Source organism: Polaromonas sp. YR568, assembly GCF_900116715.1.
In the GTDB taxonomy this organism is placed as follows: domain Bacteria; phylum Pseudomonadota; class Gammaproteobacteria; order Burkholderiales; family Burkholderiaceae_C; genus Polaromonas.
Genome location: NZ_FPBM01000001.1, coordinates 60,591 through 86,162, shown reverse-complemented (window position 1 = coordinate 86,162; position 25,572 = coordinate 60,591). Strand labels below are relative to the sequence as shown.

Genomic DNA, 25,572 nt, shown 5'->3' with positions numbered 1-25,572 from the left:
CACCGCCGCCAGCAGCGCTACCCAAGGCTTTACCAAGGTCTTTGCCGCCGCCGCAAGGCCAAGCTTGGTAAAGTCTGATTTCACATTTTTTGACAAGGCTGACATGTTTGAACCTGCGGTTAGTGGCGTGAATGGTGCCGGAAGTGCCGTAGCAGGCGCGGCAGATGCTCCGCAAGCTTCCAGGGCCCCGGCCTCTTCAATTATTTCCGTTGAGCACGTTTTCAAGTCGGTCACCGACTCCACCGGCACGCTGACTATTTTGCGCGATATTGATTTTGCGCTGGCTGCGCGGGAAACCGCCGCCATCGTGGGCGCCTCCGGCTCGGGCAAGAGCACCTTGCTGTCCATCATCGCAGGGCTGGACACGCCCACCCAGGGCACGGTCAGGCTGGCGGGGCAAGACCTCTTTGCCCTGAGTGAAGATGACCGCGCCGCGCTGCGTGCCCAGAAGGTCGGTTTTGTCTTCCAGAGCTTTCAGCTCATGGGTAACCTGACGGCACTGGAAAACGTCATGCTCCCGCTGGAGCTGTCGGGCGCCAAGAACGCCCGCGCGCTAGCCACTGACATGCTCAAACGCGTAGGGTTGGGCGAGCGCCTCGGCCACTACCCCAAGGTGTTGTCGGGCGGCGAGCAGCAGCGCGTGGCGCTGGCCCGGGCCTTTGTGGTGCAACCGGCGGTGCTGCTGGCCGATGAGCCGACCGGCAGCCTGGATTTCGCCACCGGCGAAACCGTCATGTCGCTGATGTTTGAACTCAACCGTGAACTGGGTACCACGCTGGTCCTGGTGACGCACGACCAGGCGATTGCGGCGCGCTGCGAGCGGCGCATCACCATTGATGCGGGGCGCGTCAGCGCTGCCTGAAGGACGGGTACCAGGCGCACTTTGAGTGAAAAATGGCCTGGTTGCCGCAATAGACGGGCGTGAGCAGCTACTAAAAAAGTAGCAAAACCCTGCCGGCGAAAACCCCTGAGACCGCCCTTGCTGCGGCTTTCCTGTGGCTTTCCCGCAGCCTTCAGTGGCCGGCGTGCAGCTTTTTCGCCGCAGCCACAAACTTTGCCCGGTCGTCCGCCTTGTCAATGTGCTGTGCCAGCGCCTGTACGAGGCCGCTGAAGGCTGGCTGGCGCCCGGCTTCCTTGCGCACCAGGGTTTTAGCCAGCGGGCCGATGTACAGGCTCAGCGCGCGTTCCAGCTGGGCCTGCACCTCTGCGCTGAAGGTGTGCACATTGATGGACGTGGCGCTTGGCGAGGAATGCGAAGACGGTGACGAGACCGAAGACCGTGATGACGGAAAGGAGCTCGTCGAAGGGCGCGAATGTCCCGTCTGCCCCGTCGGCAGGCTGGTGGGCAAGCGGCTCGCATCGCCGCGCGCCATCTGGGACGCCGGCATGGACACGGAGCGGCTGAGGTTGCTGCTGGTGCTTCCGGTGCTTCCTGTGCGCGTGCCGCTGGCGCCGTGCGGCGCTGAATGCACCGGCGCACTGGCGTTGCGCGGTTTTAAAAAGGCTTCCCGGGCCGTGGCATCGGGAATCGACACCGCCAGCAAGTCGCGCAGGCCCTGGGCGCTCACGGTGCGCGGCAGGGCTTTTTTCACCAGCACCTTGGCCAGCGGCCCAATGGCCTTGGCCAGCTCGTTTTCGATGTCGTGCGCCATCTCTGGCGTGAGCGAGGCGAGGGCCGCGAACGAGGCGGTGTGCTCGAACTCCATGTTGCGTTCTGCCGGCGCGGGCGGCGCGGCATTCGGGTCCAGCACCGCGTAGATCTCGTGCGAGCGCAGGTGCTTGTCCATGTGCGGGCCGAGGTAGTCGAACAGGCTGGCCGCGGTGTCGGTGATGCGCGAGATGACGTCGTAGTAGGCGCGCGAAACCACAATCTGGTTGGGCTTGGAAAAATCCATGATGCGCTGGGCCACATTGATGCCGTCGCCCACCACATTGACGCGGTTGTTGATGTCAAACACCATGCGGATGGGCCCCAGGTGCAAGCCCACGCGCAGCGACAGCTTGCGGCCGTATTTGTGCACCAGCAGGTCGCGCAGCAACAGGGCTGATTGCAGGGCCTCTTCGGGGTCGCCCAGGAAGCAGATCGCCGCGCCGTCTCCGGTGTCGATCATGATGCGCGAGGATTCCTTCACGCCGCCTATGGCTTTGGTGATCAGCTCGTTGAACAGCGCCTTGATTTGCACCTGCTGGTCCACCGAGTAGGTGGAATAGGACACGAGGTCCAGGAACATGATGGTGCCCAGCACGTTCTTGCGCAGGTTCTCGGCACTGTTCAGCGGGATCGACTGCGAGTTGGCCGCGTAAGCCAGCAGGGCGTTGTCCACCGGCGTGCTGGCAGACGTCTTGCTCTCCACCGTTGCCATGGTCATCGCGGGCGCCGGAGGCTGTGCGGCCACCGTGGTCACTGTGGTGTTGCCACCCACGGCGGCTGCGCGCAGGGTCTGTGTCTTGAGGAAGTCTGAGCTCAGCAAGGCCTGGCGCAGGGCGGCCACGTCCTGCGGGCGCTGCGTTTCGTTGGGCGTCATTGCCCAGTCGATGGCGCGCAGCAGGGGCGCACCGAAGACCACCGCGCTGGCTGTATCAGCCGCTTTGGGCATGGAGTCCTCGCGCACCCGCGACGCCGACTCCATCGGCTTGTGGCCGGTGGTCATCCAGTACATCACCGCACCCAGCGAATAGACGTCCGTCCACGGGCCCTGGTGGCCCTTGCTGTGGTACTGCTCAAACGGCGCAAAACCCGGGCTCACGATGTTGGTCATGTCCTGGTTGCCGGTGACGCGCCGCGCCGCGCCGAAGTCCAGCAGCACGGGTGTGCCGTCTGCGCGTATGTAGATGTTGTCCGGCTTGATGTCGCGGTGCAGGAAGTTCACCTTGTGCACGGCTTCCAGGCCGTCCATCAGCGGGTAGATGATCTTCAGCAGGCTTTGCTGGTCCAGCGCGGGCTGCTTGGCCAGCCAGCGCTTGAGCGGGTCGCCCGACTCGTACTCCATCACGATGTAGGCGGTGCCGTTTTCCTTGAAGTAACGCAGCACCCGCACGATGTTGGGGTGGCGAAAAGACGCCAGTGCCCGGGCTTCGTCGAGAAAGCGCTCCAGGCCCCACTGGAACTGGGCCTTGTTTTCACTGGAGCGGACGCTGACCGACAGGTCGGCCGCGCGCACGGCCAGGTCGCCCGGAAAGTATTCCTTGATGGCGACCGGCAACTGCAGGTTGATGTCCTGCGCCAGGTAGGTGATGCCAAAGCCGCCGCCGCCCAGCATTTTGTCGATGCGGTATTCAAAAACGGTCTGGCCCGGCAACAGCGCGGCCACGTCGCTGCCTTCGCCGCCGGCAGGGCGCACCGGCAGTGTCCGGGTTTTTTCGTCGGGGTCGCTCATTCGTCGGTGCAGGTCGTCAGATGATGGTGGCGGCAAAAATCAGGTCGTACCGGGCCTCAGTCGCCGCGGTCAATCATCTGCATGGCTTTTTCCAGGCTGCGGCGCATGCGGTTGAACGAGCTGCCCAGCACGGCCACCTCGTCCCGGCCACCGTCGGCAAACTCGGGCACATCGAAGTCGCCGGTGCTGACCTTGTCGGCGGCCTGCGACATGCGGCGGATAGGCCGCACGATGAGCCAGCTGAGCATCAGATTCAGTACGACAAAGACCACGGCGAACACCGCCGCCAGCGACGCCATAAAGGTCTTGAAGGCGCGGTCGGCGTTGCGGATGGGAATGTCCATGGGCACGGTGACGACCTGCGCGCCGATGATCTCGTTGTGTTTCCAGCCAAAGCCGTTGGCTTCGCCGTAAATCTTGATCATGCTGGCAGGCGCGTTGGCCGGCACGCTGTGGCACTGCAGACAGGCGGCATTGGTGATCTGGATGGGCTTGGCAATGTAGAGCAGCCGGCCGGTGGCGGCGGGGCGCTCGGAAATCAGCTCTTTCGAGTCGGCGTTCTGGCGGAACTGCTGGACGATGTCGGCTTCCCAGTCGGTGGCGCGGTCACGCGGGTTGGTGGGGTTCAGCGTGGCTTCCTTGTAGCCGTAATCGCGGTATTTCTTCTGGATATGGCCCAGGGTTTCAGTAGCGGCGTAGGCCGGCACGGTTTGGGGCAGGAAGACTTCTTCGAGCTGCTTGTCCAGGTGGGGCTTGATCTGCTCGACGGTATAGGCGCGCACGGAAAGCGCCGTATCCATCATCAGCCTGGCATTTCGCAGCACTTCCTCGCGGGCGTTGTCTTGCAAAAGCTGGCGTGACAGATAACCTGCGGCCCCAAAGCCGGCCAGGAAAACCACAATCAGCACCAAATTGAATTTGAGTCTCAAGCCCATAGCATCTCCACCGTGTGCCGTCTTGCGGCCAGAAAGTTAGTTATTGATATTGTGTACAGATTGTTACTATTTTAGTCTTACTGCACCGGTATTGTGTCCGCTGGTCGCCCTGAATGCACCGGTAGTAATGCCAATGCACATGAATGAGCGTTCATGGTCGCGGATTGAATCCGGGCAAACCGGTTATGCGGCAAGTCAGGCTAGGCGGAAAGGGCAGGAATGCCGCTAAAGAGGCAAGGGCGATAATCCCCTCCATGTCTTCTTCCCCCAAAGTGCTTTTTGGCTTTCATGCCGTCGGTGTCCGCATCAAAACCGCTCCCAAGTCCGTGCTGGAGGTCTTTTTTGACGTCTCGCGCCGCGACGCCCGCATGCGCCAGTTCACCGACCGTGCCCGCGAGGCCGGCATCCGCCTGATCGAATCCGACGGCCTGCGCCTGGCCAAGATGTGCGGCAGCCATGGCCACCAGGGTGTGGTCGCCCGCGTGGACGCGCTGGCCCAGGTCAAATCTCTGGATGAACTGCTTGAGCAACTGGAAGAAGCCGGCATAGCCCAGCCGCTGCTGCTGGTGCTCGATGGCGTCACCGACCCACACAACCTGGGCGCCTGCCTGCGGGTGGCCGACGGCGCTGGCGCCCATGCCGTGATTGCCCCCAAGGACCACGCCGCCGGTATCAATGCCACCGTCGCCAAAGTGGCCAGCGGTGCGGCCGAGACCATGCCTTACTTCATGGTGACCAACCTGGCGCGTACCCTGAACGAGCTCAAGGAGCGCAACATCTGGTGCATAGGCACGAGTGACGACGCTGAGAAAACGATTTACGACGTGGATTTAAAAGGCCCGGTCGCCCTGGTGCTGGGCGCTGAAGGCGAGGGCATGCGCCAGCTCACCCGCAAGACCTGCGACGAGCTGGTCAGCATCCCGATGCACGGTGCGGTGGAAAGCCTGAACGTGTCCGTGGCCAGCGGCGTGTGCCTGTACGAAGCGTTGCGCCAGCGGCGCCCCGCTTAAATCGTCAACAGCTTTTTAGATCAGCCCGTACCAGCCGAGCAGGGCGCCCGCGCCCAGCAGCCACAGCAGGTGAATCTTGCTGCGCCAGACGATGATGGCCGAGGCGGCCGTCAGCAGCCACACCGGCCAGTCCTTCAGCGAGCTGCCATTGGCGCTGGCCAGAATCCAGCTGGTGGCGATCAGCAAGGCCACCACGATGGGCCCCATGCCCTGCTTGAAGGCACGCACCGCCCGCAGCTCGCGGTTGCGGTGGCCCCACTGGGCGGCGGTATACGTCAGCGTGGTGCTGGGAATCAAAATACCCAGCAGCGCCAGAAACACCCCCAGCAAGCCCGTCAGCATGCCGCCGGCATTCAGGCCCACGTTCCAGCCCAGCAGGGCAATAAAGAGCACGTTCGGCCCCGGCGCCGACTGCGCAATCGCGATCGAGGCGTTGAACTGCGCGTCGGTCAGCCAGTGCTGCTTGTCGACCAGAAAGCGGTGCATGTCGGGCGCGGTGCTGATGGCGCCACCCACCGACAACAGCGACAGCGAAAGGTAATGCAGGAACAGGTCAAACCAGTCACGCGCGCCAAAGACCAGGTGCAGTGATTGCAGCGATTCGTTCATGGCTTGAGCCTCCGGTAGGCCAGCACGCAAGACAGTACACCCAGGGTGAGCAACACATAGGCCAGCGGAATGCGCAGCAGCGCGATCGCCACAAAACACAGCACGCCCAGCCCGGCGCAAAGGCGTGGGCCCAGCACGTTTTTCTTGAGCGCGCCGGAAAGCTTGAGGCCGGTTGCGGCAATCAACCCGGCAGCCACTGCGCCCATGCCGCGCAGCGCGCCGGCTACACCCGGGTGGCCGGCAAACTGGGCGTAGACCACGGCCAGCAGCAACACCAGCACAAGCGGCACGGTCAGCATGCCGGCCAGGGCCACCATTGCACCCTTGAGGCCGAAGTAGCGCCCGCCCACCATCAGGGAGAGGTTCACCACATTGGGCCCCGGCATGATCTGCGCCACGGCCCAGTCTTCAATGAACTCCTCGCGGGTCATCCAGCGTTTTTTCTCGACCAGCTCACGCTGCACGATGGCAAGTACGCCGCCGAAACCCTGCAGCGCCAGCAAGGTGAATGAAACAAAAAGGTCGGTGAGGGATTTGGGTTGCGGGCGATCTTCCGCGGGCAGAGAACTCATGGGTGCATTATCGCCGCTTCATCGATGCACTCCCGCGCCCCGGGCAGAAACCGGCGGGAACCCTCTGCTATTAAAACAGGAGCTGCTTGCGCTTGTTGCACAAGGGTTTCAGGCCTGAATTACTTAAGTTTCCAGGCGCGGGCCCGTGTTTGGCGATGGCCGGCGTCGCATTCAGGCGCTTAGAGGCGCTTACAGGCGCAACTCCCAGGTTTCACCCACCAGGTCATGCCCAAAGCTATGGTGGGGCTCGCTTTTGGTCAGCACAAAGCCGCGCTTTGAATAGATGGCGCGGGCCGCCGTCAGCAGGCTGTTTGTCCAGAGCACCATTTTTTTGTAGCCCTTGGCGCGTGCAAACGCCAGGCATTCATCCGTCAGCCGGGCGCCCAGGCCCAGCCCGCGCGCGCCGGGCGTGAGGATCAGCATGCGCAGCTGCGCCACCGTGGCTGACTTGCGCACCACAAACACCGCGCCCACCCGCTCGCCGTCGATCTCCGCGACCCAGCATTTTTCCCAGTCCGGCTCGTGGTTTTTCAGGTACTTGCCGGCGATGTCGGCCACCAGCGCCTCGAATTCGCTGTTCCAGCCGTATTCGCGTGCATAAACCTCGCCGTGCTGCTGCACCACCCAGCCCATGTCGCCGGGCTGCGGGTCGCGCAGGATCACGGTGCGTGTTGCGGCGGGTGATTCCGGCCCAGCCAGCAGTCGCTCCACCGTGGCCATGGCGCTCACGATTTTTTGCTGCTCGGCAGGCGCCAGCGCGGCCAGCAGCCCGGCCGCTTCGTCGCGCGACTGCTGCTGTAGCGGCGCAAACACCGCGTGCCCGGCCTCGGTCAGCTTGAGCAGGCTTTGCCGGCCATCGGCCACCGAGGGCACGCGCGCCAGCCAGCCTTTGCTTTCAAACCGCCGCAGGATGCGGCTGAGGTAGCCCGCGTCCAGCGACAGGTCACGCCCCAGCTCGGTGGCCGTCGGCTGGTCTCGGTGGGCCAGCTCATACAGCACCCGCACCTCGGTCAGCGAAAACTCGCTGCCAAGGTAAGGGTCCAGCACGCCAATGCGCTGGGTATAGAAGCGGTTGAAACGGCGAACAGCCTTGACGTGCGCCGTGCTGGCGGCGGGTGCTGAGGAGGAAATTGGGGAGGGTGCGGGGGAGGGGTTTGACGATGCCATGATGGCTATCGTCAATCAATTAATTGACAAAGTCAAGTAAATTGAATTTCCACTGCTTTTTTGCCCCGATCACTGGCTTAAATCACCCGGCGCGGGGCCGCCGTGGCAGCATCGCCGCTGTTGGGTGCACCGGTCGGTTCGATCAGCAGCAGGTGCGCCTCCTCGGGCGCGCGCGGGCGATGCGGCACCCCGCGCGGCACGACATACAACTGGCCGGGCTTGAGCATGACCGTCGGCTGGCCGTCGATATCGATGTGCAGCTCACCTTTGAGCACCAGGAAGAAGTCGTCGCTCTCCGGGTGCGAATGCCAGCTGAATTCCCCCTGGACCTTGACCACCATCACATCGTGGCCGTTGAACTCGCTCACGGTGCGCGGTTGCCAGTGGCCTTCAAAGCTTGCGAGCTTGGTGCGCAGGTCTATGGCTTGTGTTTTCATGGAATTCCTCTTGCGTTGCGGTTGAAGACGGTTGAAGAGGAGAGTCTGCTTGTCCGCGCTTGCCGCGTCTTGTACGATTGTTTCATGCAGCAAGCCCAGGCCCACACACCCAAAGACTGGGCCCGCTTCCGCCCGGGCGCCCTGGCCGGCGTGACCCAGATGAACGCCCATTTCACCGAGCACAGCTTTGAGCGCCATAGCCACGAGACCTATTCCATCGGCGTCACCGCCTCCGGCGTGCAGACCTTTCACTGCGGCGGCGCGCTGCACACCAGCCTGCGCGGCGACGTGATCCTTCTTAACCCCGACGAATCGCACGACGGCCAGCGCGGCACGCAGGAAGGCTTTGGCTACAGCATGCTGTACGTGTCGCAGCAGGTGGTGAACGAATGCCGCGACAAGGAAGCCGGCCTGGACATGGCGGCCTACTTCAGCCAGCCGGTGGTGCGTGATGCGGCCATGGGTCAGGCGCTGGCGCGTGCGATCAGCGCCGCAGGGCAGGCGCAGGAGTCGCTGCGGGCAGAGGAACTGACGCGGGATGTGCTGGTGCGCTTGCTGCAGCGCTACGGTGAACGGCGTGAACGGCACTCGGGCGGCGATGAAACCAGATCCACCGGCATGGCACGCATGGTTCGTATCCGCGACTATTTGCGCAGCCACTTCGACCAGGACATCACCGTCGATACCCTCGCACGCGAGGCCGGCCTCTCGCGTGTGCACCTGACCCGAGCCTTCGCCCGGCAATTCGGCGTGCCGCCGCATATTTACCTGAACGCGGTGCGCATAGAGCGGGCCCAGACGGGCATGCTGGCCGGGCGGGGACTGGCCGAGGTGGCCGCTGCCTGCGGCTTTGCCGACCAGAGCCACTTCAGCCGGCGCTTCAAGGGCAGCGTGGGCCTGGCGCCCGGGGCCTGGCTGCGGCAGATGCGCTCTAATCATGCCTAGGCGCCAGGGCTTCTTCTAGTTCCGGGCGCGCTTTATCTGGCTGAAAGAAGCCATGCCACAAATCAATACTGAAAGAGCTTCATGATCACCAGGCTTCGTTATGCGCTGTTCCAGAATCGGGACGGGCAGCTTGTTCTCGCTGCGAGCTTCGTTTATCTCGTCATCGGCTTGCTGGCCAAATTTGTACCATCTGTTGCTCCCATTCAGGGGTTCTACGGCTGGTTCGCGTTGTTCATGCCATTTCCGTTGTTCCTGCTTTTCTTGCAGTGCGGTGGCTTCAAGAGGGACTTCAGGCCTACGGCCTTCAGTACCGGGGTCTTGGTTATCGTCGCGTTGATGCCGGTCATTGTCAAAGTGAAGACGCTGATGGGCGTGTGAGATCTGGCTTGCTTCAGTTCTCATTTTCTTGATCAATAGCTCATCATTTGAGCCGCGCCTGCTTCACGCCAGGCCGGCAAACCCCGAGTCGCCGCGGTCCAGCGGATCCACCACAACGTCATAAATCTCGTTGATCCGCCATACAGGTGTTTCATAGGCCGCCTGGCCCTGCACTTTCACCAGAAACGAGCTGCGCCTCTCCTCGGCTTTGAGCAGCAATTCGCACGAGAAATCGATCTGGCCCGTGTCTGTGGCGACGGCGCTGACAAGCTCGTGGCTGGCAAGCGAGAGGCTTTCGCTGTTGCCCTCCGGCAGCAGTTGCTCCACCTCATAGGTCCGCAGCACGATGGACGTGATGCGCTGGATGAGTTCGTCGACGACGACGGAGGGGTTGACGATCATGAAAAGATGATTTTGAGACATTCTCCTACAAGCGATCCTTGTTGGGGCCATTACATTCAGGTTGCGACCTCAGGGTCGCATCCCTCCCTCTGGCCATGCCAGATTCCAGCCCGGTTGATCCGGGCTTTTTTTTGCCTGTCTCTTTACCTGAGCTTTTCAGGCGCAGGCGAAACGGACGCAAGCCGCCCACCTAGAATCGTCGGCATCGACCGCAACCAGGCTTTTCGAGGGCGCAATGACAGACAGCACGATTGAGTACCGTCACAACTACCCATTGGATCCCGCCCAGGTCGTGCGCGTTTTCGATGCCTCCGGCATTACCCGGCCCACGTCGGACTTGCCGCGGATCGCCCGCATGTTCGCCGCTCCCAGCCTTGTCATTTCCGCCTGGCAGGGGGATCGCCTGGTGGGTGTCAGCCGGTCACTCACCGACTACAGCTATTGCTGCTATCTGTCCGACCTGGCCGTCGACAAGGCGCTCCAGGGCAAGGGCGTTGGGACAGAGCTGATCCGCCGCACGCAGGCCATCATCGGGGACGAGGTTTCCCTCATCCTGTTGTCTGCGCCCGGCGCCATGTCTTACTACCCGGCAGTGGGCTTTCAGCAGGCCGAGAATGCCTTTGTGATCAGGCGCAAGCGGTGATGCACTCTGTCCATTCTGGAAAAACCATGAGCGTGTTGACCGGTATCCGGGCTTGCTGTTTCTTCACGGCACTTGTTGCGCTGTCAAACCATGCGCTGGCCCAAGCTGAAGAGCCGACTTTTGTCGGCAAACTCGGCGCCAAAGAACTGGTGCTTCAGTTTGCCTCTGCGGAGGAACTCAAGACGCGGGAGCCGGCTCCTGAAAACCAGTCGCCGGCACTGGCCGATTATTTTGATCGCTCAGTGGGCCGGGTTATTCCATTGGTCAAATTCAAGGACGGTTGGCTGGCGGAGTGCAAGGCGGCATTTCGAGGCGATGACTGCACCCATCCCACGGGTTACTGGCGCATGCCGGACTCATTAAAGGAAGGCAGCACAAAGGCCTTCACCGCCCAGTGGAAGGCCGCCTTGCCCGACACACCCGTGCAGATTGACTTTGAAGCATCAAAGCTGACGCCCCTCGGCGACATGAGTGTCTGGGGTCAGCTGCTGGGTACAGGACCCACCACGCTCAGCCGGCTGCCCAAGCGAAACGGGGTGGTGGCCGGCACCCTCACGGATCCACGGTCCGGCGTCAAGGTCCCCCAGGTTTTCTCCGGGTACCCCACGGCCATCATGAAGCAATTTAATGCCGAACAAGCCCGCAGGCTAGTGGAGCGCACCGCAGACCGGCTGTACAACCTGTCCATGGAAGGCGGCGAAGAAGACAGCTTTGAAATTCAGTACCAATCACCCCGGTTCCTGGTGTGGGGTGGAGGGCAGGGTGGTTACTACGGCGGCGCTCACGGTCTTTTTGCCTACGGTGTGGAAACCTATGACATGAAAACCGGCAAGCTCTTGAAGGGAAAGAACGCTTTGCTCAAGTACTACATCGACGATGTGGTCATCGCGGAAACACGCAAGCTCAGAGACGAATCTTTAAAACCGTCCGCAGCGACGGGAGTCCGCGAGGTTGATGAGTGTTTCGATGCCTGGGCCGAGAAAATTTTGCGTTCAGAGGACGACGAAGATGCTCCGGCGGTAAAGCAGAAAATCCGTATTGAGCCATCTCACACCGAAGAGCGTGACGACTTCGGGTTCATGCCTCAGTTCGATGGCCTTGCCGTTGTCAGCAACGATTTTGCGGAGCCGATCAGGCAATGCAGAGGTGTTGTGCTGACCATCCCCTGGAAAAAAGCGCGCCCTTATTTGAAATGGCCGATGTTTTAGACCGACATCCCGCCTGACACCTCAATCACCGCCCCATTGATATAGCTGGCGTCGTCGCTTGCCAGGAAGGCATAGACGGTAGCAATCTCCTCAGGCCGGCCCAGCCGCTTGAGCGGTACATGGGCTTCCATCTCCTTGAGCACCTTGTCGGGGATGGTGCTCAGGATGGGCGTGGCGATAAAGCCCGGCGCCACCGCATTCACGCGTACGCCCTTGGGGCCCAGCTCGCGGCTCCAGGTTTTGGTAAAGCCGATAACACCGAACTTGCTGGCGGCGTAATTCGTCTGGCCGAAGTTGCCGTAGATGCCCACGACTGAGCTGGCATTGAGGATCACGCCGCTGCCTTGCGCGGTCATGATGTCGGCAACCGCTTGCGCGCAGTGGAAGACCCCGCGCAGGTTGACATCAATGACTTTGTCGAATTGCTCCAGAGTCATCTTTTGCAGGCGTGCGTCTTGTGTGATGCCGGCATTGTTGACGAGTACGTCGATACGGCCAAACTGGTCTTTGACCTTGCCGACCACGGCGTCGACCATGGCGCGCTGGGTCACGTCCATCACATAACCGACGGCCTGGGCGCCCAGGGCCTGGCATTGTTTGACGGCTTCGTCTACCCCGGCTTGTTTGACGTCGCAGACGATCACGATGGCGCCTTCTTCTGCAAACTTGAGGGCGGTGGCCAGGCCTATGCCTTGGGCGCCGCCGGTGATGATGCTGATCTTGTTTTTGAGTCTTGGCATGAAATGGATGAAGCTATAAAAAGAATGAGAGGAAGGAAAGGGTAATCGAAGCAGCTCAATACACCGGCTGGTGCTTGCGGATCGCGTCTTTGACGGCATCCGTCAGCACAAAGCCGGGGCCGAATTTGGCGGCCAGCTCAGCGCAGCGTGCGGCAAAGGCGTCAACACCCATGCCGTAAATGAACTGCATCGCACCACCCGTCCAGGCCGGAAAGCCGATGCCGAAGATAGAGCCGATATTGGCGTCGTGCACCGTGGTGAGTACGCCTTCGCTGAGGCAGCGGGCGGTTTCCACCGCCTGGCGGTAGAGTAGCCGGTCTTTGAGTTCGTTGATGTCCCAGGCTGCATCGGGTTTCTCAAACAAGGGTTTGAGTTCGGGCCACAGGTGCTTTTTGGCACCTGGTTCGGCTGGGTATTCGTAAAAGCCGCCGCCGGCCGCGCGGCCAGAGCGCTTCAACTCCTTCACCATGCGCTCAACCAGCAACTCGCCGGGCGTGGCGGTATAGGTCTTGCCCTCGGCGGTGAAGTCGGTGCGCGTCTGGTCCAGCACATGCACGCTCAGCGACAAGGCGGTTTCATCCAGCACGGCCAGCGGCCCCACCGGCATGCCGGCCTGCAAACCGGCGTTCTCAATGGCGGCGGCCGGGATGCCTTCGCCCAGCATGGCCGCACCTTCCATCACAAAAGTGCCGAAGGTGCGGCTGGTGTAAAAGCCGCGCGAGTCGTTCACCACGATGGGAATCTTGCCCAGCGCCTGCACATAGTCAAAGGCGCGCGCTACGGTCTCGTCGTCGGTCTGTTTGCCGCGGATGATCTCGACCAGTTTCATCTTGTCGACCGGGCTGAAGAAATGGATGCCGATGAATTTTTCAGGCTTGTCACTGGCCGTGGCCAGGCTTGAGATGGGCAGGGTCGAGGTATTGGAGGCAAAGAAGCCGCCAGGCGCCAGCAGCGGCTCGGCCTCCTGCGTAACCTTGGCCTTGAGGTCGCGCCGCTCAAACACCGCCTCGATGATGAGGTCACAGCCCGCCAGCTCGCTCACCTGGTCAGTCGCGGTGATGCGCGAGAGCAGGGCGCTTTGCTCGGCCGCCGTCATGCGGCCTTTTTCGACGCGCGGCGCGGTGATCTTGCTGCTGTAGGCCTTGCCGGCATCGGCCTTGTCCTGGCTCACGTCTTTCAACACCGTCGCAATGCCTTTGCTGGCCTGCGCGTAGGCAATGCCCGCGCCCATCATGCCGGCGCCCAGCAGGCCCACCTTGTTGGGCCTGAACTTTGGCACCTTGGGCGGGCGCGACTGCCCGCTCTTGATGGCGTTCATGTTGAAGAAAAAGGTGTTGATCATGGCCTTGGCATTGGCGCCGGTCATGAGTTTGGCGAGGTAGCGGCTTTCGATGCGGAAAGCCGTCTCCAGATCCACCTGTGTGCCTTCAACCATGCAGGCCAGAATCGCTTCGGGTGCGGGGTAGAGGCCGCGTGTCTGCTTTTTGAGCATGGCAGGGGCGACGCTAAGGGCCGCGGCAATCTTGGGGTTGGCGGGCGTGCCGCCGGGGATTTTGTAGTCTTTGGCTTCCCACGGGTGTTGCGCCGCCGGGTTGGCGGCAATCCAGGCCAATGCCTTGCCGCGCAGCTCACCCGCATCGGCCACCAGCTCATGCACCAGGCCCTGCTCCAGCGCCTGGCGCGGGCTGAATGTCTTGCCTTCGACCAGGTAGGGCTGCGCGCCCATCAGTCCCAGGTGGCGTGTCATTTTGGTCACGCCGCTGGCACCGGGCAGCAGGCCCAGCGTCACTTCGGGCAGGCCGAACTGGGTCTTGCTGTCATCCACCGCCACGCGGTAGTGGCCGACCAGCGCGACCTCCCAGCCGCCACCGAGTGCCGTGCCATTGAGACAGCTCGCCACGGGAATGCCCAGCGTTTCCAGCGTGCGGAAGTTTTTCTTCACGCGTTCGACTTCGGCATAAGCCTTGGGCGCGTCGGTTGGTGCCAGACGCATCACGGCCTTCAGATCGGCCCCGGCAAAGAAGGTGCTCTTGGCGGAGGCGAGGATGACGCCTTTGAGTGCGGCTTTGTCCTTCACTACCTGCGCAGTGACTTCGCTCAGGTCGTCCTGCCACTGCAGGCACATGGTGTTGACGGGGGAGTCGGGCTCGTCGAAGGTGATGGTGGCGATGCTGTTATCGACCTGGTATTTGATGGTCTTCATGGCGTTCAGATTCTTTCAACAATGGTCGCGATACCCATGCCGCCGCCTACGCACAGGGTGGCCAGGCCGTAGCGCAGCTTGCGCCTGTGCAGTTCGTCGATGAGCGTGCCCAAAATCATCGCGCCGGTAGCCCCCAGCGGGTGGCCCATGGCGATGGCGCCGCCGTTCACGTTGACCTTGTCATGTGGCACTTTCATTTCTTTCAGGAAGCGCATCACCACGGCGGCGAAAGCCTCGTTGACCTCGAACAGGTCGATCTGGTCCACCGTCAGGCCGGCTTTGGCCAGCGCCTTGCGTGTGGCCGGCATGGGGCCGGTCAGCATGATGGTCGGGTCAGCGCCGCTCAGCGCCGCGGCCACGATGCGAGCGCGCGGCTTGAGGCCATGCGTTTTGCCTGCGGCTTCAGAGCCCACCAGCACGGCGGCCGCGCCGTCCACAATGCCCGACGAATTGCCGGCATGGTGCACATGGTGAATGCGCTCGACTTGCGGGTAGCGTTGCAGCGCCACCGCGTCAAAGCCCATGCCGCCCAACTGGTCGAAGGCCGGTTTGAGCGAGGCCAGGCCTTCCAGCGTGGTGTGGGGTTTGATGAATTCGTCTTCGCCCAGAATCGTCTGACCCAGGAAGTCTTTCACCGGCACCACCGAGTTGGCAAAGTAACCGGCGGCCCGCGCTTTGGCGGCGCGTTGCTGGCTCTCAAGCGCAAAGGCGTCAACGTCACTGCGGCTGAAGCCTTCTATGGTGGCAATCAGGTCGGCGCCCACGCCCTGGGGCACAAACAGCGTGGCGCTGTTGGTTTCGGGGTCTTGCGCCCAGGCGCCGCCGTCGGCGCCTATGGGCACGCGGCTCATGCTTTCCACGCCGCCGGCCACCACCAGGTCTTCCCAGCCTGAGCGCACTTTTTGCGCGGCCATGTTCACCGCCTCAAGGCCCGAAGCGCAAAAGCGGTTGACCTGCACGCCCGAGGCGCGGAAGTCCCAGCCGGCCTTGAGGGCGGCCACCTTGGCAATCACCGAGCCTTGCTCACCCACCGGCGAGACCACGCCCATCACCACGTCATCGACGGCGGCGGTGTCAAAGCCGTTGCGCTGCTGCAGATCCGTCAGCACGCCGGCCAGCAGGTTGACGGGTTTGACTTCATGCAGGCTGCCGTCTTTTTTGCCTTTACCGCGGGGGGTGCGGATGGCGTCGTAGATAAAGGCTTCGGTGCTCATGGCTTTCCTTGGGAGGGCAGGGATGATGGGGAGTCGAAAGTAGAGGCTGTTGCAGTATATTCATTTCACAAAGCAGCCGCTTTGCATAAATAGTTTTTACCTTCGCAGGTGACCCGCATGATCGAACGCAGCCTCTTCAGTCCAGACCATGAAGCCTTTCGCGATGCCTTTCGCCGCTTCATGGACAAGGAAATCGCGCCCTTCCACGAACAGTGGGAAGAGCAGGGCTATGTCGACCGCAAAGTCTGGAACAAGGCAGGCGAGAACGGGTTTTTGTGCATGACCATGCCCGAGGAATACGGCGGCTCGGGCGCGGACAAGCTGTACTCCGTGATCCAGATGGAAGAACTCGGGCGGGGCGGCTTCACCGGCATCGGCTACGGCTTGCACAGTGAAATCGTGGCGCCCTACATCCTGCACTACGGCACCCAAGCGCAAAAGCAGAAATACCTGCCCAAACTCGCAAGCGGTGAAATGGTGGGCGCCATCGCCATGAGCGAGCCCGCCGCCGGTTCAGACCTGCAGGGCGTGAAAACCACCGCCATCAAGCAGGCTGACGGCAGCTACCTGCTCAACGGCAGCAAAACCTTCATCACCAACGGCTGGCATGCCGACCTCGTCATTGTGGTGGCCAAGACCAACCCGGCGGCAGGCGCCAAGGGCACCAGCCTGATGCTGGTGGAGCGCGGCATGCCCGGCTTTGAAACCGGCAAGCGCCTCAAAAAGCTGGGCCTGAAGGCGCAAGACACCTCGGAGCTGTTCTTTACCGACGTGAAGGTGCCGGCTGAGAACCTGCTGGGCGGACAAGCCCGTGAGAACCGCGGCTTTATCTGTCTGATGGAGCAACTGCCCTGGGAGCGCCTGCAGATCGCCATCACGGCGGTGTCGTCCGCCCAGTCGGCCATCGACTGGACGTTGGCCTATGTGAAAGAGCGCAAGGTCTTCGGCCAGCCGGTGGCCAGCTACCAGAACACGCGCTACAAAATGGCCGAGTTGCAAACCGAGGTGCAGGTGGCCCGTGTGTTTGTCGACAAATGTGTGGAGCTGGTCGCACAGGACAAGCTGGACACCGCCACCGCCAGCATGGCCAAGTACTGGTGCAGCGACCTGCAATGCAAGGTGATGGACGAATGTGTGCAGCTCTTCGGCGGCTACGGCTATATGTGGGAATACCCCATCACCCGCGCTTACGCCGACGCCCGCGTGCAGCGGATTTACGGCGGCACGAATGAAATCATGAAGGAAGTGATTTCGCGGGCGATGGGTTTGGGCGCGAAGTAGCGCCTGGGGCTTGCGGGCCGGAACCGCTCTCAAAGGTGCCGCGTTTCAGCGGGCTTGTTCCACCAGGCGTTGTTGCGCCCATCGGCGTAATTGACCGGCGCGTTGATCAGTTCTTCCAGATCGACGTTGTCCAGCGATGCCAGCTTGATGGAAACGTAATCGCCGCCAATCTGCTCAAGGTAGCCGCGTTCATAAGAGCGCACACCGCAATGCCGGCAAAAGAGGTGATGGCCGCTTTTGGTGCCGAACTGGTAGTCGCTCAGCGCATCTTCGCCGGACAGCAGCCGGAAGGCGTCTGGCTTGATCAGGGCGTTCCAGTTACGGGTTTTGGTGCAGATGGAGCAGTTGCATTTGCCGGTGCCCTGGCTGAGGTCGATGTCGGCTTCAAAACGGACGGCGCCGCAGTGGCAGCTTCCGGTATAGGTCTTTTTCATGGTGCTTCCCTTGGTGGATATGGCTTGCAGATCGGAGGCAATATGACAGAATGTTGTCATGTCCAAAAGTATAAATAAACGACAGCATGCTGTCAACAAGGGTGAAAAAACTCCCACCGCCCCTGTTGAACGCACGCCCGCTGCCAATACCCTGAGCTGGCTGGTTGTGCAGGTCATGCAGCTCAATGGGCTGCTGGTCACGGCAGGGGACGCGTTGGCTGCGCCGGCCGGCCAGACCTCCGCCCGCTGGCAGGTGCTGGCCGCGGTGGAAGACGCCCCGATGTCGGTGGCGCAGATTGCCCGCGCCATGAATCTGACGCGCCAAAGCGTGCAGCGCGTGGCGGATTTGCTGACGGAAGAGGGCCTGACGGCCTATGAAGACAACCCGGCCCATGTGCGTGCCAAGCTGCTGCGTCTGACTGCCAATGGCCGAAAGGCCCTGCAGACCATCCAGGCGGGGCAGAAGGTCTGGGCCAATGCGCTGGCCGCGCAACTCGATGAAGCCCAGTTGCGCGCTGCGAGCGCCACGCTGGGAGCGCTGCAGCGGGTTCTGCTGGCGCAGGAGCCGCCGCCAGCCACGTAAAGCCGCTGCGGCAAGCTCCCTGGCTTCTTAGGATGGGTCTTTGCTGCGGGTGCGGCTCACGGCGCTGAAAATGCCTATGCCCAGAAAAATCAGCGCACCGATGCCGATATAGAGGTGCGGCACGCCGGCCACCACAGCGCCCCAGATGACACCGGCCAGAAAGATCACAAACCCGACCATATAAAGCGCAAAAGACATGTTGTTCTCCACAGAATTGTTGTGGAGTCACTATGCGTGCGGCAGGGCCTGCGCCTTATCGGGGAGAAGCGCTGATGGGTGTCAGAGCGGGCCTACGGATGGCCTTACGAGACGGCGGCCGGCTCGGTCACACCCAGCTTGATGGCCCAGCTGGCCAGCGACGGCAGGATGGACGGGTAAAGCGCCACACCGGCCTGCTTTTGCTGCTCAGCCAGTGCAATGCCTTTTTCACCGGGCGTGCGCACCGCGCTGCCTTCACGGGCTGGGCGCGAGGCGCGGCAGGCATCGGCGACATGGCCGGTCTGCCGCGTGAAGGCGTCCAGGCCTGCAAAAGCGCGCGGGTCCATGATCTGCAAAAACACGGTGGCGCCCCAGCCTTCTTTCGGGTCGGCGCGGCCATGGCCGGCCAGGCCGCCGGTGAGGGCTTCAACCAGCAGGGTCAGGCCGTAACCCTTGTGGCCCGAATCCATGCCGCCCAGCGGCAGGATGGTGCCCTTGGGTTCTTCAAACAGCACCGAGGGGTTGGTGCTGGCCGCGCCATGCACGTCCATCACCCAGGCGGCGGGCAGGTGCTTGCCTTCCTTATGCAGCCGGTTGGTCAGGCCGTTGGTGGTGGCGGAGGTCGACACATCCATCAGCACCGGCACGCCGCCGGTGGGAATGCCGGCCGAGACCGGATTGGGCGTGAAGACGGCGTCCAGCCCGCCGAAAGGGGCGACGCTGGCCGTGTTCGGGTCTGAGCAGGTGAGCAGCATCACCAGGCCCTGGTCGGTGGCGCGCTTGAGGTAAGCGGCCAGGCAGGCGATGTGGTGACTGCGGCGGATCACCACCGTGCAGGTGCCCTGGGTGGCCGCGCGTTCAGCGGCTAGCGCCATGGCTTCCAGCACCAGCCACGGGCCAGGCAGGCGGCGGCCGTCCCAGGTGAGGGCTGCGGGGTGGTCGGCCAGCACGGTGGGCGCGCCCAGCTTTTCCATGGAGCCGGATTCGAGTTCGCCCAAGTAGCCGGGCAGCAAGGCCAGGCCGTGGGTGTTGTGGCCCATCAGGTCGCCTTCGACCAGGATGCTGGCCACCGCGGCGGCTTTGGCGGGCTCCAGCCCTGAGGCTGTCAGCAGGTTTTCGGCAAAAGTGATGAGGTCCTGGTAGGCGTATCGCATGGTGCTTGTCTCTGGTTTGCTCTGTTTTGGGTGTTGCTCATTCTAGAGACCGGTCGTCGCAACCGCAGCGCACAGCGCGCAAGGGGCAGCGCTGGCTGGAAAGAGTTGCCGCCATGAAAAAAGCGGAAAGCAGGCTTTGAGCCCGCTTTCCGCTTGATGTCTCGCCTGGTGCGCCGGCTGGCGCCGGCTAAAGCGTGTGTTGAACCGTGATCAGCCCAGCTTCATGCTGCTTGGGTCGGCGGTGAGGTAACCCACAGCCGCGCCGTAGCGGTCCTTGTAGTTCGCGCGGACCAGCGGGTCCAGCACGGCCTGCACCTTGCCGTGCAGCGAGTTCCAGTCACCGGCGTGCTGGAAGTTGCTCATGATGTAGGTCCAGCCGTTGAGGTCGTCCACCACATGCAGGCCGGTGGCTTCGGCGCCTGCGGGCATGGACATCAGGCGTGACAGCTGTTTGGTGTCGACGTTGTAGGCCCAGATGAAGTTGTTGACGTGCGAGCCGCTGTCTTCGCCGATGAAGAGGGTGCGCATTTTTTCCGAGAACTTCAGGTTGTCGGGGTTGGCGATCTTGTCGGGGTGGGCCTTGTTGCCCAGCGCGTCGGCAGCGATGTCTTCACCGATGATCAGCGCCTTGGTGTGCACCGGCATCCATTCGCTGTTGATGGCGTTGCCGCCCAGGTCCTTCTGGCCGCCGTCGAGCTTGTGCGCCATCACGCCGCCGGCGACGAGGGCTTTGTCCATCGCGATGCCGCTGGCCGCGTTCCAGCCCTTGCCGGTCTTGACCATGGAGTCCACCATGTTCTGCAGCGCAGAGTAGGCAACCTTGTCCTTGATGTTGACGGTGGTGCCTTCCATCTTGGAGAAGCCCATGCTGCCGCCCATCAGGTAGGCGTAGCGGTGGGTTTCGAGGAAGGCGGCGGCCTTTTCCATGCCCGGCTTGATCTTGATCCAGTTCGGGTTGCCGTTGTAAAACACCTTGGTGAAGCTGGCGTCCGACGGGTCGGTTTTGTGCACCGTCATGATGTCGGCCGGCTTGAGCGTGTCGGCCATTTTTTCGATTTCGGCGCTGTTGGCGTGGCCCAGCTTGATCCAGGAAATCTTCGCGCCCTGGTCGGCCGGGTCGACGGAGAAGCCGGTGCCCAGCTTGCCCACATAGAGCGTGCCGGAGGACAGGTCTTTTTCGCGGTCAGCCACGAAGACAAAAAGGCCGCTGTTGGTGGCGTCGTCGCCCATCAGCACGGTGCGGTTGTCAGGCATGACCTGCACCAGCTCGTGCGAGATGCGGCCCATGTTGTAGTGCTTCTTGACGCTGCCGGTGCCGTCGGGGTGCACGGTGACTTCAGGCAGGTGGCCGTAGTGGTAGGGGTTGGCCTTGTTTTCGTCGCCGTAGACGTTCTTGCTGAACTTCTTGAACTGCGAGCTTTCGGCGGCGAAAGGCGCGTCGGGTTCGTACTCTTCGCTGGAGAGGTGGGTGTTCCAGGGCGAGAGGCTGGCGCCGCAGGTGATCCACAGGCCGTGCGCCTTGGACATGTCCACGTTGTGGTACTTCACCAGACTCAGCTTGCCGGTGGACTGGTCCTGGTCCAGCGTCAGCACGGCGATGGGGGAGGGCAGGTTGCCATAGGCATCGGCGCCGGCGTTGTCGCGTGTGGTGTATTCAAACTGCACGACGGCAAACACCGCCTTGCCCTTGACGCCGGGCACATTGGCGTTGGCCAGGCCCAGCAGCGAGGTGCCGTCCGGACCGTCCGAGAAGATCTGGCGTTCCTTGCCGGGCACCGAGCGGTCGATGATGGGCTGGTTGTTGATGTCCACGTAGCCGCCGGCCAGGATCGTGCCGCCTTTGCCGTCCGGCACCATGTCGCCGGTGACAAAGAAGGGCTGGTAGGCCAGCTTGTAGCTTTGCGTGCTGTTGTCCTTGAGCTGGACCTGAAGGCTGGAACCCACTGTGGTGGTGGCCATGGCGGCGGCATTGGCCAGTGAAGGGGCGGCCATGGACGAGAAGCTGGACGACAGGTAGTTGCCCGCAGCGGCCGGGCCGCTGCCGGTGGCGCAGCCCGACAGCAGGGTGCTGGAGGCCAATGCGCCCAGCGGCAGCATGGGGGCGGTCGCCAGGAACTTCAGGGCGGTGCGGCGGGTGGGGTTTGCGGGGTGGGCCAGGTCGGACATTGTTGTGTTTTCCAGGTTTTCAGGTGGGGAAGAATCGCGAAGCTGCGGCCCAGACGGCGCTCCCGGCAGGAAGCGTGCTCAGGCTGTGCTGCCGGAATCTTAGGAAGCTTGTGTGACAGTTTCTTGAAATGGGCTGCCACAGAAGGCCTGGCGGCGGGGTGCCCGGCGGGGATTAACCCCGTCGCAGGTACTTGAATATCCGGGGCAGCGGCGCAAGTTGTAGGGCTGCGGGCCAGAATCGGCCTGAATAAAACCAGCCAAGCCAAGGTAGCAACCATGACCACCACCCTCAAAATCGATTTTGTGTCCGATGTTTCCTGCCCCTGGTGCGCCATCGGCCTGAAGTCGCTGGACCAGGCACTGGAGCGCGTGCGCGGCGACATCAACGCCGAGCTGCACTTCCAGCCCTTTGAACTCAACCCCAAGATGGCGCCCGAGGGCCAGGAGATCACCGAGCACATCACCCAGAAGTACGGCATCACGCCTGCCCAGGCTCAAGCCAACCGCGAGAACATCCGCGCGCGCGGCGCGCAGGTGGGCTTCAAGTTCAGCATGGCGGACGAGCCCGGCGGCGGACGCAGCCGCATCTACAACACCTTTGATGCGCACCGCCTGCTGCATTGGGCCGAGCTGGAAAGCCCGGCCAAACAAAAGGTGCTGAAAGAAGCCTTGTTCAAGGCCTACTTCACCGACGGCCAGAGCCCTGCTTCGCACGACGTGCTGGTGAAAGCTGCTGTGAGTGCGGGCCTGGATGAAGCCCGCGCACGCGAAGTGCTGGCTTCAGACGAATATGCCGACGATGTGCGCGAGCGCGAGCAGTTCTACCTGACGCAGGGCATCCACTCCGTGCCGGCCGTCATCATCAATGACCGCCACCTGATCTCGGGCGGGCAACCCGCCGAAGTGTTCGAGCAGGCTTTGCGGCAGATCGCCGCGGGTGGCTGAGCGCAGCCTGCTGTCCCAGCCTTTTTTCTCAGCCTTTCGCGCCCAGCACTTCAAAGCTGCCGGACTGCTGGACCCAGTCCTTGCCGTTGGAGGCAAAGCCGGTGGCTGTGCCGGTCTTGAGGTTAAGCGCCACCGTCAGCGTGTAGCCGCTTTCCTTTGAGAGATAGGACACCACATGCACGTCGTCCGAGACTTTTACGGCGGCGCTGGCGCTGTCGTGGTGGTCCTTGGCGTCTGGGCCGGCGCTACGCCAGGTCACCTTTCCATCTTTTTCAAAGATGTGTTCAAACTTCATGCCCTTGGTCGGGCCGTCCTTGAAGGTCCAGCGCAGGGTCTTGCCGTGCAGGGAGGCGGGGAAGGTGGAAGTTGTCATGAGGATGGCTCCAGAAAGAAGGCCTTGAGCATTGCTGCACGCGGGCCTGGATGAATGGTGCAGTTCAACTTAGGCCTCTTCAACGGCGGCCCCTGTGGGAGTTGTGTGAATCGGGTGTAGGACAAGCGCGCCGCGGGCCATGCCCACTTGTGCGCGGCGCTCTCCTACAAAGTTGGCTGTGCTTGCCTGACCGCAGCGGTTTTTCCCTCGCGCGACGATGAATTCATGTGTCCGGAATCCGGACGTTCCTGCAATTTGCGTTTGATCTTAAGGAGCACACCATGGCAGCCAAAGAGCATGACTTCAATCTTGACCCTATCAGCAAGGAGCCGGGTGCCCATCCCGTGGGCACTGGCATTGGCGCCGCGATGGGCGCGGTGGCCGCAGGTGCCGCCGCCGGGGTGGTAGCCGGGCCGGCTGGCGCGGTTGTGGGTGGGCTGGCAGGCGCCGTGGCTGGTGGCATGGGTGGCAAAGAGGCCGCCGAGGCCCTGGATCCGACGGCCGAAGAGGCCTACTGGCGTGAGAACTACATGAGCGAGCATTACTACGAAGCCGACCGCAGCTTTGACGACTATGGGCCCGCCTACCGGCTGGGCGTGTCGGCGCGCAGACGGTTCCCCGGCGGGTTTGAGGAGAACGACAGCCTGCTGGCAACCCATTGGGAGACCCTCAGGGAGAGTTCCACCCTGAGCTGGCCGCAAGCCAGGCCCGCCAGCCGCGCTGCGTGGCAAAGGGCAGAAAGAGCCGGCCAGGGCGCGTTCGCGACACCTGCCGGTGCGGCGGCAGTCGATAACGATGAAGACATCATCGAAAGCCTGAACGACCTGCTCGAGTCCTGCCGTGACGGCGAATACGGTTTCCGCGAATGCGCTGAGCACACCAAGGCGCAGGACATCAAAACCCTGCTGGGCCGCCACGCCGATGAATGCCGCAGGGCTGGAGCTGCAGACCCTGATCCGCCAGCTGGGCGGCAAGCCTGATGAGGGCGGCTCCGTCAGTGGCGCATTGCACCGCGGCTGGGTCTCCGTGCGCGCGACGCTGAGTGCCTTCAGCGACCAGGCCATGCTCAATGAATGCGAGCGCGGTGAAGACGCCGCGGTGGCGCGCTACCGCAAGGCTCTCAAGCGCAATTTTCCCACCGCCATCCGCACGGTGGTGGAGCGCCAGGCGCATGGCGCGCAGCGCAACCATGACCAGGTCAAAGCCCTGCGCGATGCGCTGAAAGCGGCCTGATCCTTGCTTGGGTTGCTGGTATCAGTGTTCTAGTTTTTTGCCGGCACTCGAGGCTCGGCAAACCAGGGGGCGGCATTGAGTCGCCCCTTTTTTTGCGTGCTCACAGGCCCTAGTTTTTCAGGCGGCTGTCGCAATCGACTTGCGCATCCAGTTGAGTCCCGTTGCGGGAATAGTCGGAGTCGGTGACCTTGCAGCCTGAGTGTTGCTCGATGGCTTGCAGCAGCGCCGCGCGTCCCGGCGGCGAGCCGGCGACTGCGTTGGCCGGGTTCGGGGCAGTCGCCGTCCAGGTGCCTGCGGTCAGCTGGCTGATGAGATAGGTCCGGCCTTCCACGCTGACGCGGTGTGAGGGCGGGTCGCCTGCGGTCGTGGCGCAGGCGGCCAGTGTGATGCCTGTCAGAACCGCCAGAGTCATCTGTGTGGCACGCAAGAACATCGTCATGCCGGCATCGCGATATGGAGGGGCGACACCGGCGCGGTCGTCATCAGTGCTGCCTTGGGTTCCGGCACCTTGGGTGGTGCCTTGGGCGCTTTGGGGTCGGGGCATCCCGACAACAGGAACACGGCAATCAAGGTTGCCGACGTGAGAGGCAAGAGCGTTTTCATGATGTCTCCAGGCGCATGGGCATTGTTGTCACGCTGCCTGAATGATAGGACGCGGGCGCCGGCAAAACCAGTGTTTGAGACTGCCGCATGCCAAGTCGCGGCGGCCACCTACAGGCGGCGCCTGGGTGGGGAGACCACGCCCATGCGTTGCAGGGCTTCGCTGAGGCTGCGGGGCGGGTTTGGCTCGCTGGGTGCGGCGCACTGCTGCTGGCGGGCGGCTGTTGGATCCGGCGCTCGCCTGCGCCCGAGCTCTGCCGCGACCCGGCGTCCTTCGGTCTGAAGATAGCGCGTGATGTCCATGGCATCGGGCAGCTTGGTGGTGTGCATGGCAGGGCCTTTGTGGGTATGAAAAAGCGAAGGCAGGGCCTTCGCTCGGGTTTCATTTGATCGATGTGAAGCCTTAGTTGCTGCTGCGGCCGGTTTCGCTGGGCTCCATGTTTTCATCGCGTTCGGTTTTCTGATTGCGTGAAGCGCTCCGGCTGTCGTCCTGCCGGCCTTGGTTGCCGCGGGCGCTGCCGTGCTGGCCCTGGCCTGCGCCGCCCTGGTTCAATTGCGCATCACTGGCCTGGTTCGCGTTCTGGCGGTCTTGCTGGCCGGGCTGGTTGCGCTGGCCCTGAGCCTGCGGGTTGGCGTCTTGATCCGGGCGCGGGTTTTTCTTCTTTGGATTGTTGGTGTTGGAAGCCATACAGTTCTCCTTGAAGTGCGTTGGATGAATACGAGGTGAACGGGCAAAGGCCCGTGCGGCCTTCGTCCGCTACAACT

The 25,572-nt window shown here is 62.6% G+C and carries 28 protein-coding genes and 1 pseudogene; 10 read left to right on the top strand and 19 right to left on the bottom strand.

Features of this window, described 5'->3' with window-relative positions; genetic code table 11:
* Positions 1-103 precede the first annotated feature (103 nt).
* A complete protein-coding gene (locus tag BM408_RS00370) occupies positions 104-862 on the top strand; it encodes an ABC transporter ATP-binding protein (protein ID WP_254774661.1) in 759 nt (252 codons plus the stop codon).
* Between the two features lie 151 nt (positions 863-1,013).
* Here BM408_RS00370 and BM408_RS00365 read toward each other — a convergent pair whose 3' ends face one another.
* Together BM408_RS00365 and BM408_RS00360 are read right to left on the bottom strand one after the other, a co-directional pair.
* A complete protein-coding gene (locus BM408_RS00365; protein ID WP_092125812.1) occupies positions 1,014-3,377 on the bottom strand; it encodes a protein kinase domain-containing protein in 2,364 nt (787 codons plus the stop codon).
* 56 nt (positions 3,378-3,433) lie between these two features.
* Positions 3,434-4,312 carry a c-type heme family protein gene (locus BM408_RS00360; RefSeq protein ID WP_092125810.1) on the bottom strand — a complete coding sequence of 293 codons (879 nt, stop codon included), beginning with the start codon at positions 4,310-4,312 and terminating at the stop codon, positions 3,434-3,436.
* Positions 4,313-4,566: 254 nt separating this feature from the next.
* Here BM408_RS00360 and rlmB point away from each other — a divergent pair, with 254 nt between their 5' ends.
* Positions 4,567-5,322: a 23S rRNA (guanosine(2251)-2'-O)-methyltransferase RlmB gene (gene rlmB / locus BM408_RS00355; RefSeq protein WP_092125808.1), complete on the top strand. Its 756-nt coding sequence runs from the start codon at positions 4,567-4,569 to the stop codon at positions 5,320-5,322.
* Between the two features lie 15 nt (positions 5,323-5,337).
* On the opposite strand, the gene BM408_RS00350 is transcribed toward rlmB, so the two are convergent.
* The 4 genes from BM408_RS00350 to BM408_RS00335 form a co-directional block, all read right to left on the bottom strand.
* Positions 5,338-5,931, bottom strand: coding sequence for a chromate transporter (locus BM408_RS00350; protein ID WP_092125806.1), 594 nt, complete (start codon positions 5,929-5,931; stop codon positions 5,338-5,340).
* Complete coding sequence (locus BM408_RS00345; RefSeq protein ID WP_092125804.1) at positions 5,928-6,503, bottom strand: chromate transporter; 576 nt, start codon at positions 6,501-6,503, stop codon at positions 5,928-5,930. The genes BM408_RS00350 and BM408_RS00345 overlap by 4 nt, the downstream gene beginning before the upstream one ends.
* A 189-nt stretch (positions 6,504-6,692) precedes the next feature.
* Complete coding sequence (locus BM408_RS00340) at positions 6,693-7,670, bottom strand: bifunctional helix-turn-helix transcriptional regulator/GNAT family N-acetyltransferase (protein WP_092125802.1); 978 nt, start codon at positions 7,668-7,670, stop codon at positions 6,693-6,695.
* Between the two features lie 77 nt (positions 7,671-7,747).
* Positions 7,748-8,107, bottom strand: coding sequence for a cupin domain-containing protein (locus BM408_RS00335; protein ID WP_092125800.1), 360 nt, complete (start codon positions 8,105-8,107; stop codon positions 7,748-7,750).
* A gap of 84 nt (positions 8,108-8,191) precedes the next feature.
* Between BM408_RS00335 and BM408_RS00330 the strand changes: the two genes are divergently transcribed.
* Entirely contained in the window at positions 8,192-9,052 is an 861-nt protein-coding gene (locus BM408_RS00330) for an AraC family transcriptional regulator (protein ID WP_092127192.1), read from the top strand.
* A gap of 81 nt (positions 9,053-9,133) precedes the next feature.
* Positions 9,134-9,430, top strand: coding sequence for a hypothetical protein (locus BM408_RS00325; RefSeq protein ID WP_092125798.1), 297 nt, complete (start codon positions 9,134-9,136; stop codon positions 9,428-9,430).
* Between the two features lie 63 nt (positions 9,431-9,493).
* Here BM408_RS00325 and BM408_RS00320 read toward each other — a convergent pair whose 3' ends face one another.
* Positions 9,494-9,832, bottom strand: coding sequence for a hypothetical protein (locus BM408_RS00320; RefSeq protein WP_092125796.1), 339 nt, complete (start codon positions 9,830-9,832; stop codon positions 9,494-9,496).
* A gap of 235 nt (positions 9,833-10,067) precedes the next feature.
* Here BM408_RS00320 and BM408_RS00315 point away from each other — a divergent pair, with 235 nt between their 5' ends.
* Positions 10,068-10,475, top strand: a complete 408-nt coding sequence (locus tag BM408_RS00315; RefSeq protein WP_092125794.1) for a GNAT family N-acetyltransferase — start codon at positions 10,068-10,070, stop codon at positions 10,473-10,475.
* A gap of 26 nt (positions 10,476-10,501) precedes the next feature.
* Positions 10,502-11,683 (top strand): hypothetical protein, encoded by a 1,182-nt coding sequence (locus BM408_RS00310; RefSeq protein ID WP_092125792.1) that lies wholly within the window; start codon positions 10,502-10,504, stop codon positions 11,681-11,683.
* Here the strand turns inward: BM408_RS00310 and fabG are convergent.
* Genes fabG through BM408_RS00295 form a run of 3 tightly spaced genes read right to left on the bottom strand, consistent with a single transcriptional unit; the run spans position 11,680 to position 15,840 of the window.
* A complete protein-coding gene (gene fabG / locus BM408_RS00305; RefSeq protein WP_092125790.1) occupies positions 11,680-12,423 on the bottom strand; it encodes a 3-oxoacyl-ACP reductase FabG in 744 nt (247 codons plus the stop codon). The two genes, BM408_RS00310 and fabG, sit on opposite strands and share 4 nt — an antisense overlap.
* 55 nt (positions 12,424-12,478) lie before the next feature.
* A complete protein-coding gene (locus BM408_RS00300; RefSeq protein ID WP_092125788.1) occupies positions 12,479-14,626 on the bottom strand; it encodes a 3-hydroxyacyl-CoA dehydrogenase NAD-binding domain-containing protein in 2,148 nt (715 codons plus the stop codon).
* Between the two features lie 5 nt (positions 14,627-14,631).
* The gene (locus tag BM408_RS00295; protein ID WP_092125786.1) at positions 14,632-15,840 is read right to left on the bottom strand and encodes an acetyl-CoA C-acetyltransferase; all 1,209 of its coding nucleotides are present in this window, start codon (positions 15,838-15,840) and stop codon (positions 14,632-14,634) included.
* Between the two features lie 117 nt (positions 15,841-15,957).
* Here BM408_RS00295 and BM408_RS00290 point away from each other — a divergent pair, with 117 nt between their 5' ends.
* A complete protein-coding gene (locus BM408_RS00290; RefSeq protein WP_092125784.1) occupies positions 15,958-17,121 on the top strand; it encodes an acyl-CoA dehydrogenase family protein in 1,164 nt (387 codons plus the stop codon).
* Positions 17,122-17,150: 29 nt separating this feature from the next.
* Here BM408_RS00290 and BM408_RS00285 read toward each other — a convergent pair whose 3' ends face one another.
* The gene (locus BM408_RS00285; RefSeq protein ID WP_092125782.1) at positions 17,151-17,555 is read right to left on the bottom strand and encodes a GFA family protein; all 405 of its coding nucleotides are present in this window, start codon (positions 17,553-17,555) and stop codon (positions 17,151-17,153) included.
* Positions 17,556-17,613: 58 nt separating this feature from the next.
* On the opposite strand from BM408_RS00285, the gene BM408_RS00280 reads away from it, so the two are divergent.
* Complete coding sequence (locus tag BM408_RS00280; RefSeq protein ID WP_092125780.1) at positions 17,614-18,138, top strand: MarR family winged helix-turn-helix transcriptional regulator; 525 nt, start codon at positions 17,614-17,616, stop codon at positions 18,136-18,138.
* A gap of 27 nt (positions 18,139-18,165) precedes the next feature.
* On the opposite strand, the gene BM408_RS22875 is transcribed toward BM408_RS00280, so the two are convergent.
* From BM408_RS22875 to BM408_RS00265, 3 genes are all read right to left on the bottom strand, one after another.
* Entirely contained in the window at positions 18,166-18,336 is a 171-nt protein-coding gene (locus BM408_RS22875) for a hypothetical protein (protein WP_175541638.1), read from the bottom strand.
* A gap of 104 nt (positions 18,337-18,440) precedes the next feature.
* Positions 18,441-19,490 (bottom strand): Ldh family oxidoreductase, encoded by a 1,050-nt coding sequence (locus tag BM408_RS00270; protein WP_092125776.1) that lies wholly within the window; start codon positions 19,488-19,490, stop codon positions 18,441-18,443.
* Between the two features lie 210 nt (positions 19,491-19,700).
* Entirely contained in the window at positions 19,701-21,656 is a 1,956-nt protein-coding gene (locus BM408_RS00265; RefSeq protein WP_092125774.1) for a PhoX family protein, read from the bottom strand.
* Positions 21,657-21,932: 276 nt separating this feature from the next.
* Between BM408_RS00265 and BM408_RS00260 the strand changes: the two genes are divergently transcribed.
* A complete protein-coding gene (locus BM408_RS00260; RefSeq protein WP_092125772.1) occupies positions 21,933-22,601 on the top strand; it encodes a DsbA family oxidoreductase in 669 nt (222 codons plus the stop codon).
* Between the two features lie 28 nt (positions 22,602-22,629).
* Here the strand turns inward: BM408_RS00260 and BM408_RS00255 are convergent, their stop codons facing one another.
* Positions 22,630-22,974 (bottom strand): MoaF N-terminal domain-containing protein, encoded by a 345-nt coding sequence (locus BM408_RS00255; protein ID WP_092125770.1) that lies wholly within the window; start codon positions 22,972-22,974, stop codon positions 22,630-22,632.
* 281 nt (positions 22,975-23,255) lie between these two features.
* On the opposite strand from BM408_RS00255, the pseudogene BM408_RS00250 reads away from it, so the two are divergent.
* Positions 23,256-24,207, top strand: a pseudogene (locus tag BM408_RS00250) (PA2169 family four-helix-bundle protein).
* A 109-nt stretch (positions 24,208-24,316) separates the two neighbouring features.
* On the opposite strand, the gene BM408_RS00245 reads toward BM408_RS00250, so the two are convergent.
* The 4 genes from BM408_RS00245 to BM408_RS00235 form a co-directional block, all read right to left on the bottom strand.
* Complete coding sequence (locus BM408_RS00245) at positions 24,317-24,619, bottom strand: hypothetical protein (protein ID WP_175541637.1); 303 nt, start codon at positions 24,617-24,619, stop codon at positions 24,317-24,319.
* Positions 24,620-24,642: 23 nt separating this feature from the next.
* The gene (locus tag BM408_RS22870) at positions 24,643-24,810 is read right to left on the bottom strand and encodes a hypothetical protein (protein WP_175541636.1); all 168 of its coding nucleotides are present in this window, start codon (positions 24,808-24,810) and stop codon (positions 24,643-24,645) included.
* A 108-nt stretch (positions 24,811-24,918) separates the two neighbouring features.
* A complete protein-coding gene (locus BM408_RS00240; protein ID WP_092125768.1) occupies positions 24,919-25,137 on the bottom strand; it encodes a hypothetical protein in 219 nt (72 codons plus the stop codon).
* A 73-nt stretch (positions 25,138-25,210) separates the two neighbouring features.
* A complete protein-coding gene (locus BM408_RS00235) occupies positions 25,211-25,495 on the bottom strand; it encodes a hypothetical protein (RefSeq protein WP_092125766.1) in 285 nt (94 codons plus the stop codon).
* Positions 25,496-25,572 lie beyond the last annotated feature (77 nt).

What these genes read in the sequence shown, in the direction of transcription:
- BM408_RS00335 (WP_092125800.1), bottom strand. Translation starts at nt 8,107, where the DNA reads ATGAAAACACAAGCCATAGACCTGCGCACCAAGCTCGCAAGCTTTGAA.
- fabG (WP_092125790.1), bottom strand. Translation starts at nt 12,423, where the DNA reads ATGCCAAGACTCAAAAACAAGATCAGCATCATCACCGGCGGCGCCCAA.
- BM408_RS00260 (WP_092125772.1), top strand. Translation starts at nt 21,933, where the DNA reads ATGACCACCACCCTCAAAATCGATTTTGTGTCCGATGTTTCCTGCCCC.
- BM408_RS00245 (WP_175541637.1), bottom strand. Translation starts at nt 24,619, where the DNA reads ATGACTCTGGCGGTTCTGACAGGCATCACACTGGCCGCCTGCGCCACG.
- BM408_RS00360 (WP_092125810.1), bottom strand. Translation starts at nt 4,312, where the DNA reads ATGGGCTTGAGACTCAAATTCAATTTGGTGCTGATTGTGGTTTTCCTG.
- BM408_RS00365 (WP_092125812.1), bottom strand. Translation starts at nt 3,377, where the DNA reads ATGAGCGACCCCGACGAAAAAACCCGGACACTGCCGGTGCGCCCTGCC.
- BM408_RS00265 (WP_092125774.1), bottom strand. Translation starts at nt 21,656, where the DNA reads ATGTCCGACCTGGCCCACCCCGCAAACCCCACCCGCCGCACCGCCCTG.
- BM408_RS00285 (WP_092125782.1), bottom strand. Translation starts at nt 17,555, where the DNA reads ATGAAAAAGACCTATACCGGAAGCTGCCACTGCGGCGCCGTCCGTTTT.
- BM408_RS00370 (WP_254774661.1), top strand. Translation starts at nt 104, where the DNA reads ATGTTTGAACCTGCGGTTAGTGGCGTGAATGGTGCCGGAAGTGCCGTA.
- BM408_RS00300 (WP_092125788.1), bottom strand. Translation starts at nt 14,626, where the DNA reads ATGAAGACCATCAAATACCAGGTCGATAACAGCATCGCCACCATCACC.
- BM408_RS00255 (WP_092125770.1), bottom strand. Translation starts at nt 22,974, where the DNA reads ATGACAACTTCCACCTTCCCCGCCTCCCTGCACGGCAAGACCCTGCGC.
- BM408_RS00345 (WP_092125804.1), bottom strand. Translation starts at nt 6,503, where the DNA reads ATGAGTTCTCTGCCCGCGGAAGATCGCCCGCAACCCAAATCCCTCACC.
- BM408_RS00240 (WP_092125768.1), bottom strand. Translation starts at nt 25,137, where the DNA reads ATGCACACCACCAAGCTGCCCGATGCCATGGACATCACGCGCTATCTT.
- BM408_RS00310 (WP_092125792.1), top strand. Translation starts at nt 10,502, where the DNA reads ATGAGCGTGTTGACCGGTATCCGGGCTTGCTGTTTCTTCACGGCACTT.
- BM408_RS00330 (WP_092127192.1), top strand. Translation starts at nt 8,192, where the DNA reads ATGCAGCAAGCCCAGGCCCACACACCCAAAGACTGGGCCCGCTTCCGC.
- BM408_RS00280 (WP_092125780.1), top strand. Translation starts at nt 17,614, where the DNA reads ATGTCCAAAAGTATAAATAAACGACAGCATGCTGTCAACAAGGGTGAA.
- BM408_RS00290 (WP_092125784.1), top strand. Translation starts at nt 15,958, where the DNA reads ATGATCGAACGCAGCCTCTTCAGTCCAGACCATGAAGCCTTTCGCGAT.
- BM408_RS00295 (WP_092125786.1), bottom strand. Translation starts at nt 15,840, where the DNA reads ATGAGCACCGAAGCCTTTATCTACGACGCCATCCGCACCCCCCGCGGT.
- BM408_RS22870 (WP_175541636.1), bottom strand. Translation starts at nt 24,810, where the DNA reads ATGAAAACGCTCTTGCCTCTCACGTCGGCAACCTTGATTGCCGTGTTC.
- BM408_RS22875 (WP_175541638.1), bottom strand. Translation starts at nt 18,336, where the DNA reads ATGTCTTTTGCGCTTTATATGGTCGGGTTTGTGATCTTTCTGGCCGGT.
- BM408_RS00340 (WP_092125802.1), bottom strand. Translation starts at nt 7,670, where the DNA reads ATGGCATCGTCAAACCCCTCCCCCGCACCCTCCCCAATTTCCTCCTCA.
- BM408_RS00315 (WP_092125794.1), top strand. Translation starts at nt 10,068, where the DNA reads ATGACAGACAGCACGATTGAGTACCGTCACAACTACCCATTGGATCCC.
- BM408_RS00270 (WP_092125776.1), bottom strand. Translation starts at nt 19,490, where the DNA reads ATGCGATACGCCTACCAGGACCTCATCACTTTTGCCGAAAACCTGCTG.
- rlmB (WP_092125808.1), top strand. Translation starts at nt 4,567, where the DNA reads ATGTCTTCTTCCCCCAAAGTGCTTTTTGGCTTTCATGCCGTCGGTGTC.
- BM408_RS00235 (WP_092125766.1), bottom strand. Translation starts at nt 25,495, where the DNA reads ATGGCTTCCAACACCAACAATCCAAAGAAGAAAAACCCGCGCCCGGAT.
- BM408_RS00350 (WP_092125806.1), bottom strand. Translation starts at nt 5,931, where the DNA reads ATGAACGAATCGCTGCAATCACTGCACCTGGTCTTTGGCGCGCGTGAC.
- BM408_RS00325 (WP_092125798.1), top strand. Translation starts at nt 9,134, where the DNA reads ATGATCACCAGGCTTCGTTATGCGCTGTTCCAGAATCGGGACGGGCAG.
- BM408_RS00320 (WP_092125796.1), bottom strand. Translation starts at nt 9,832, where the DNA reads ATGATCGTCAACCCCTCCGTCGTCGTCGACGAACTCATCCAGCGCATC.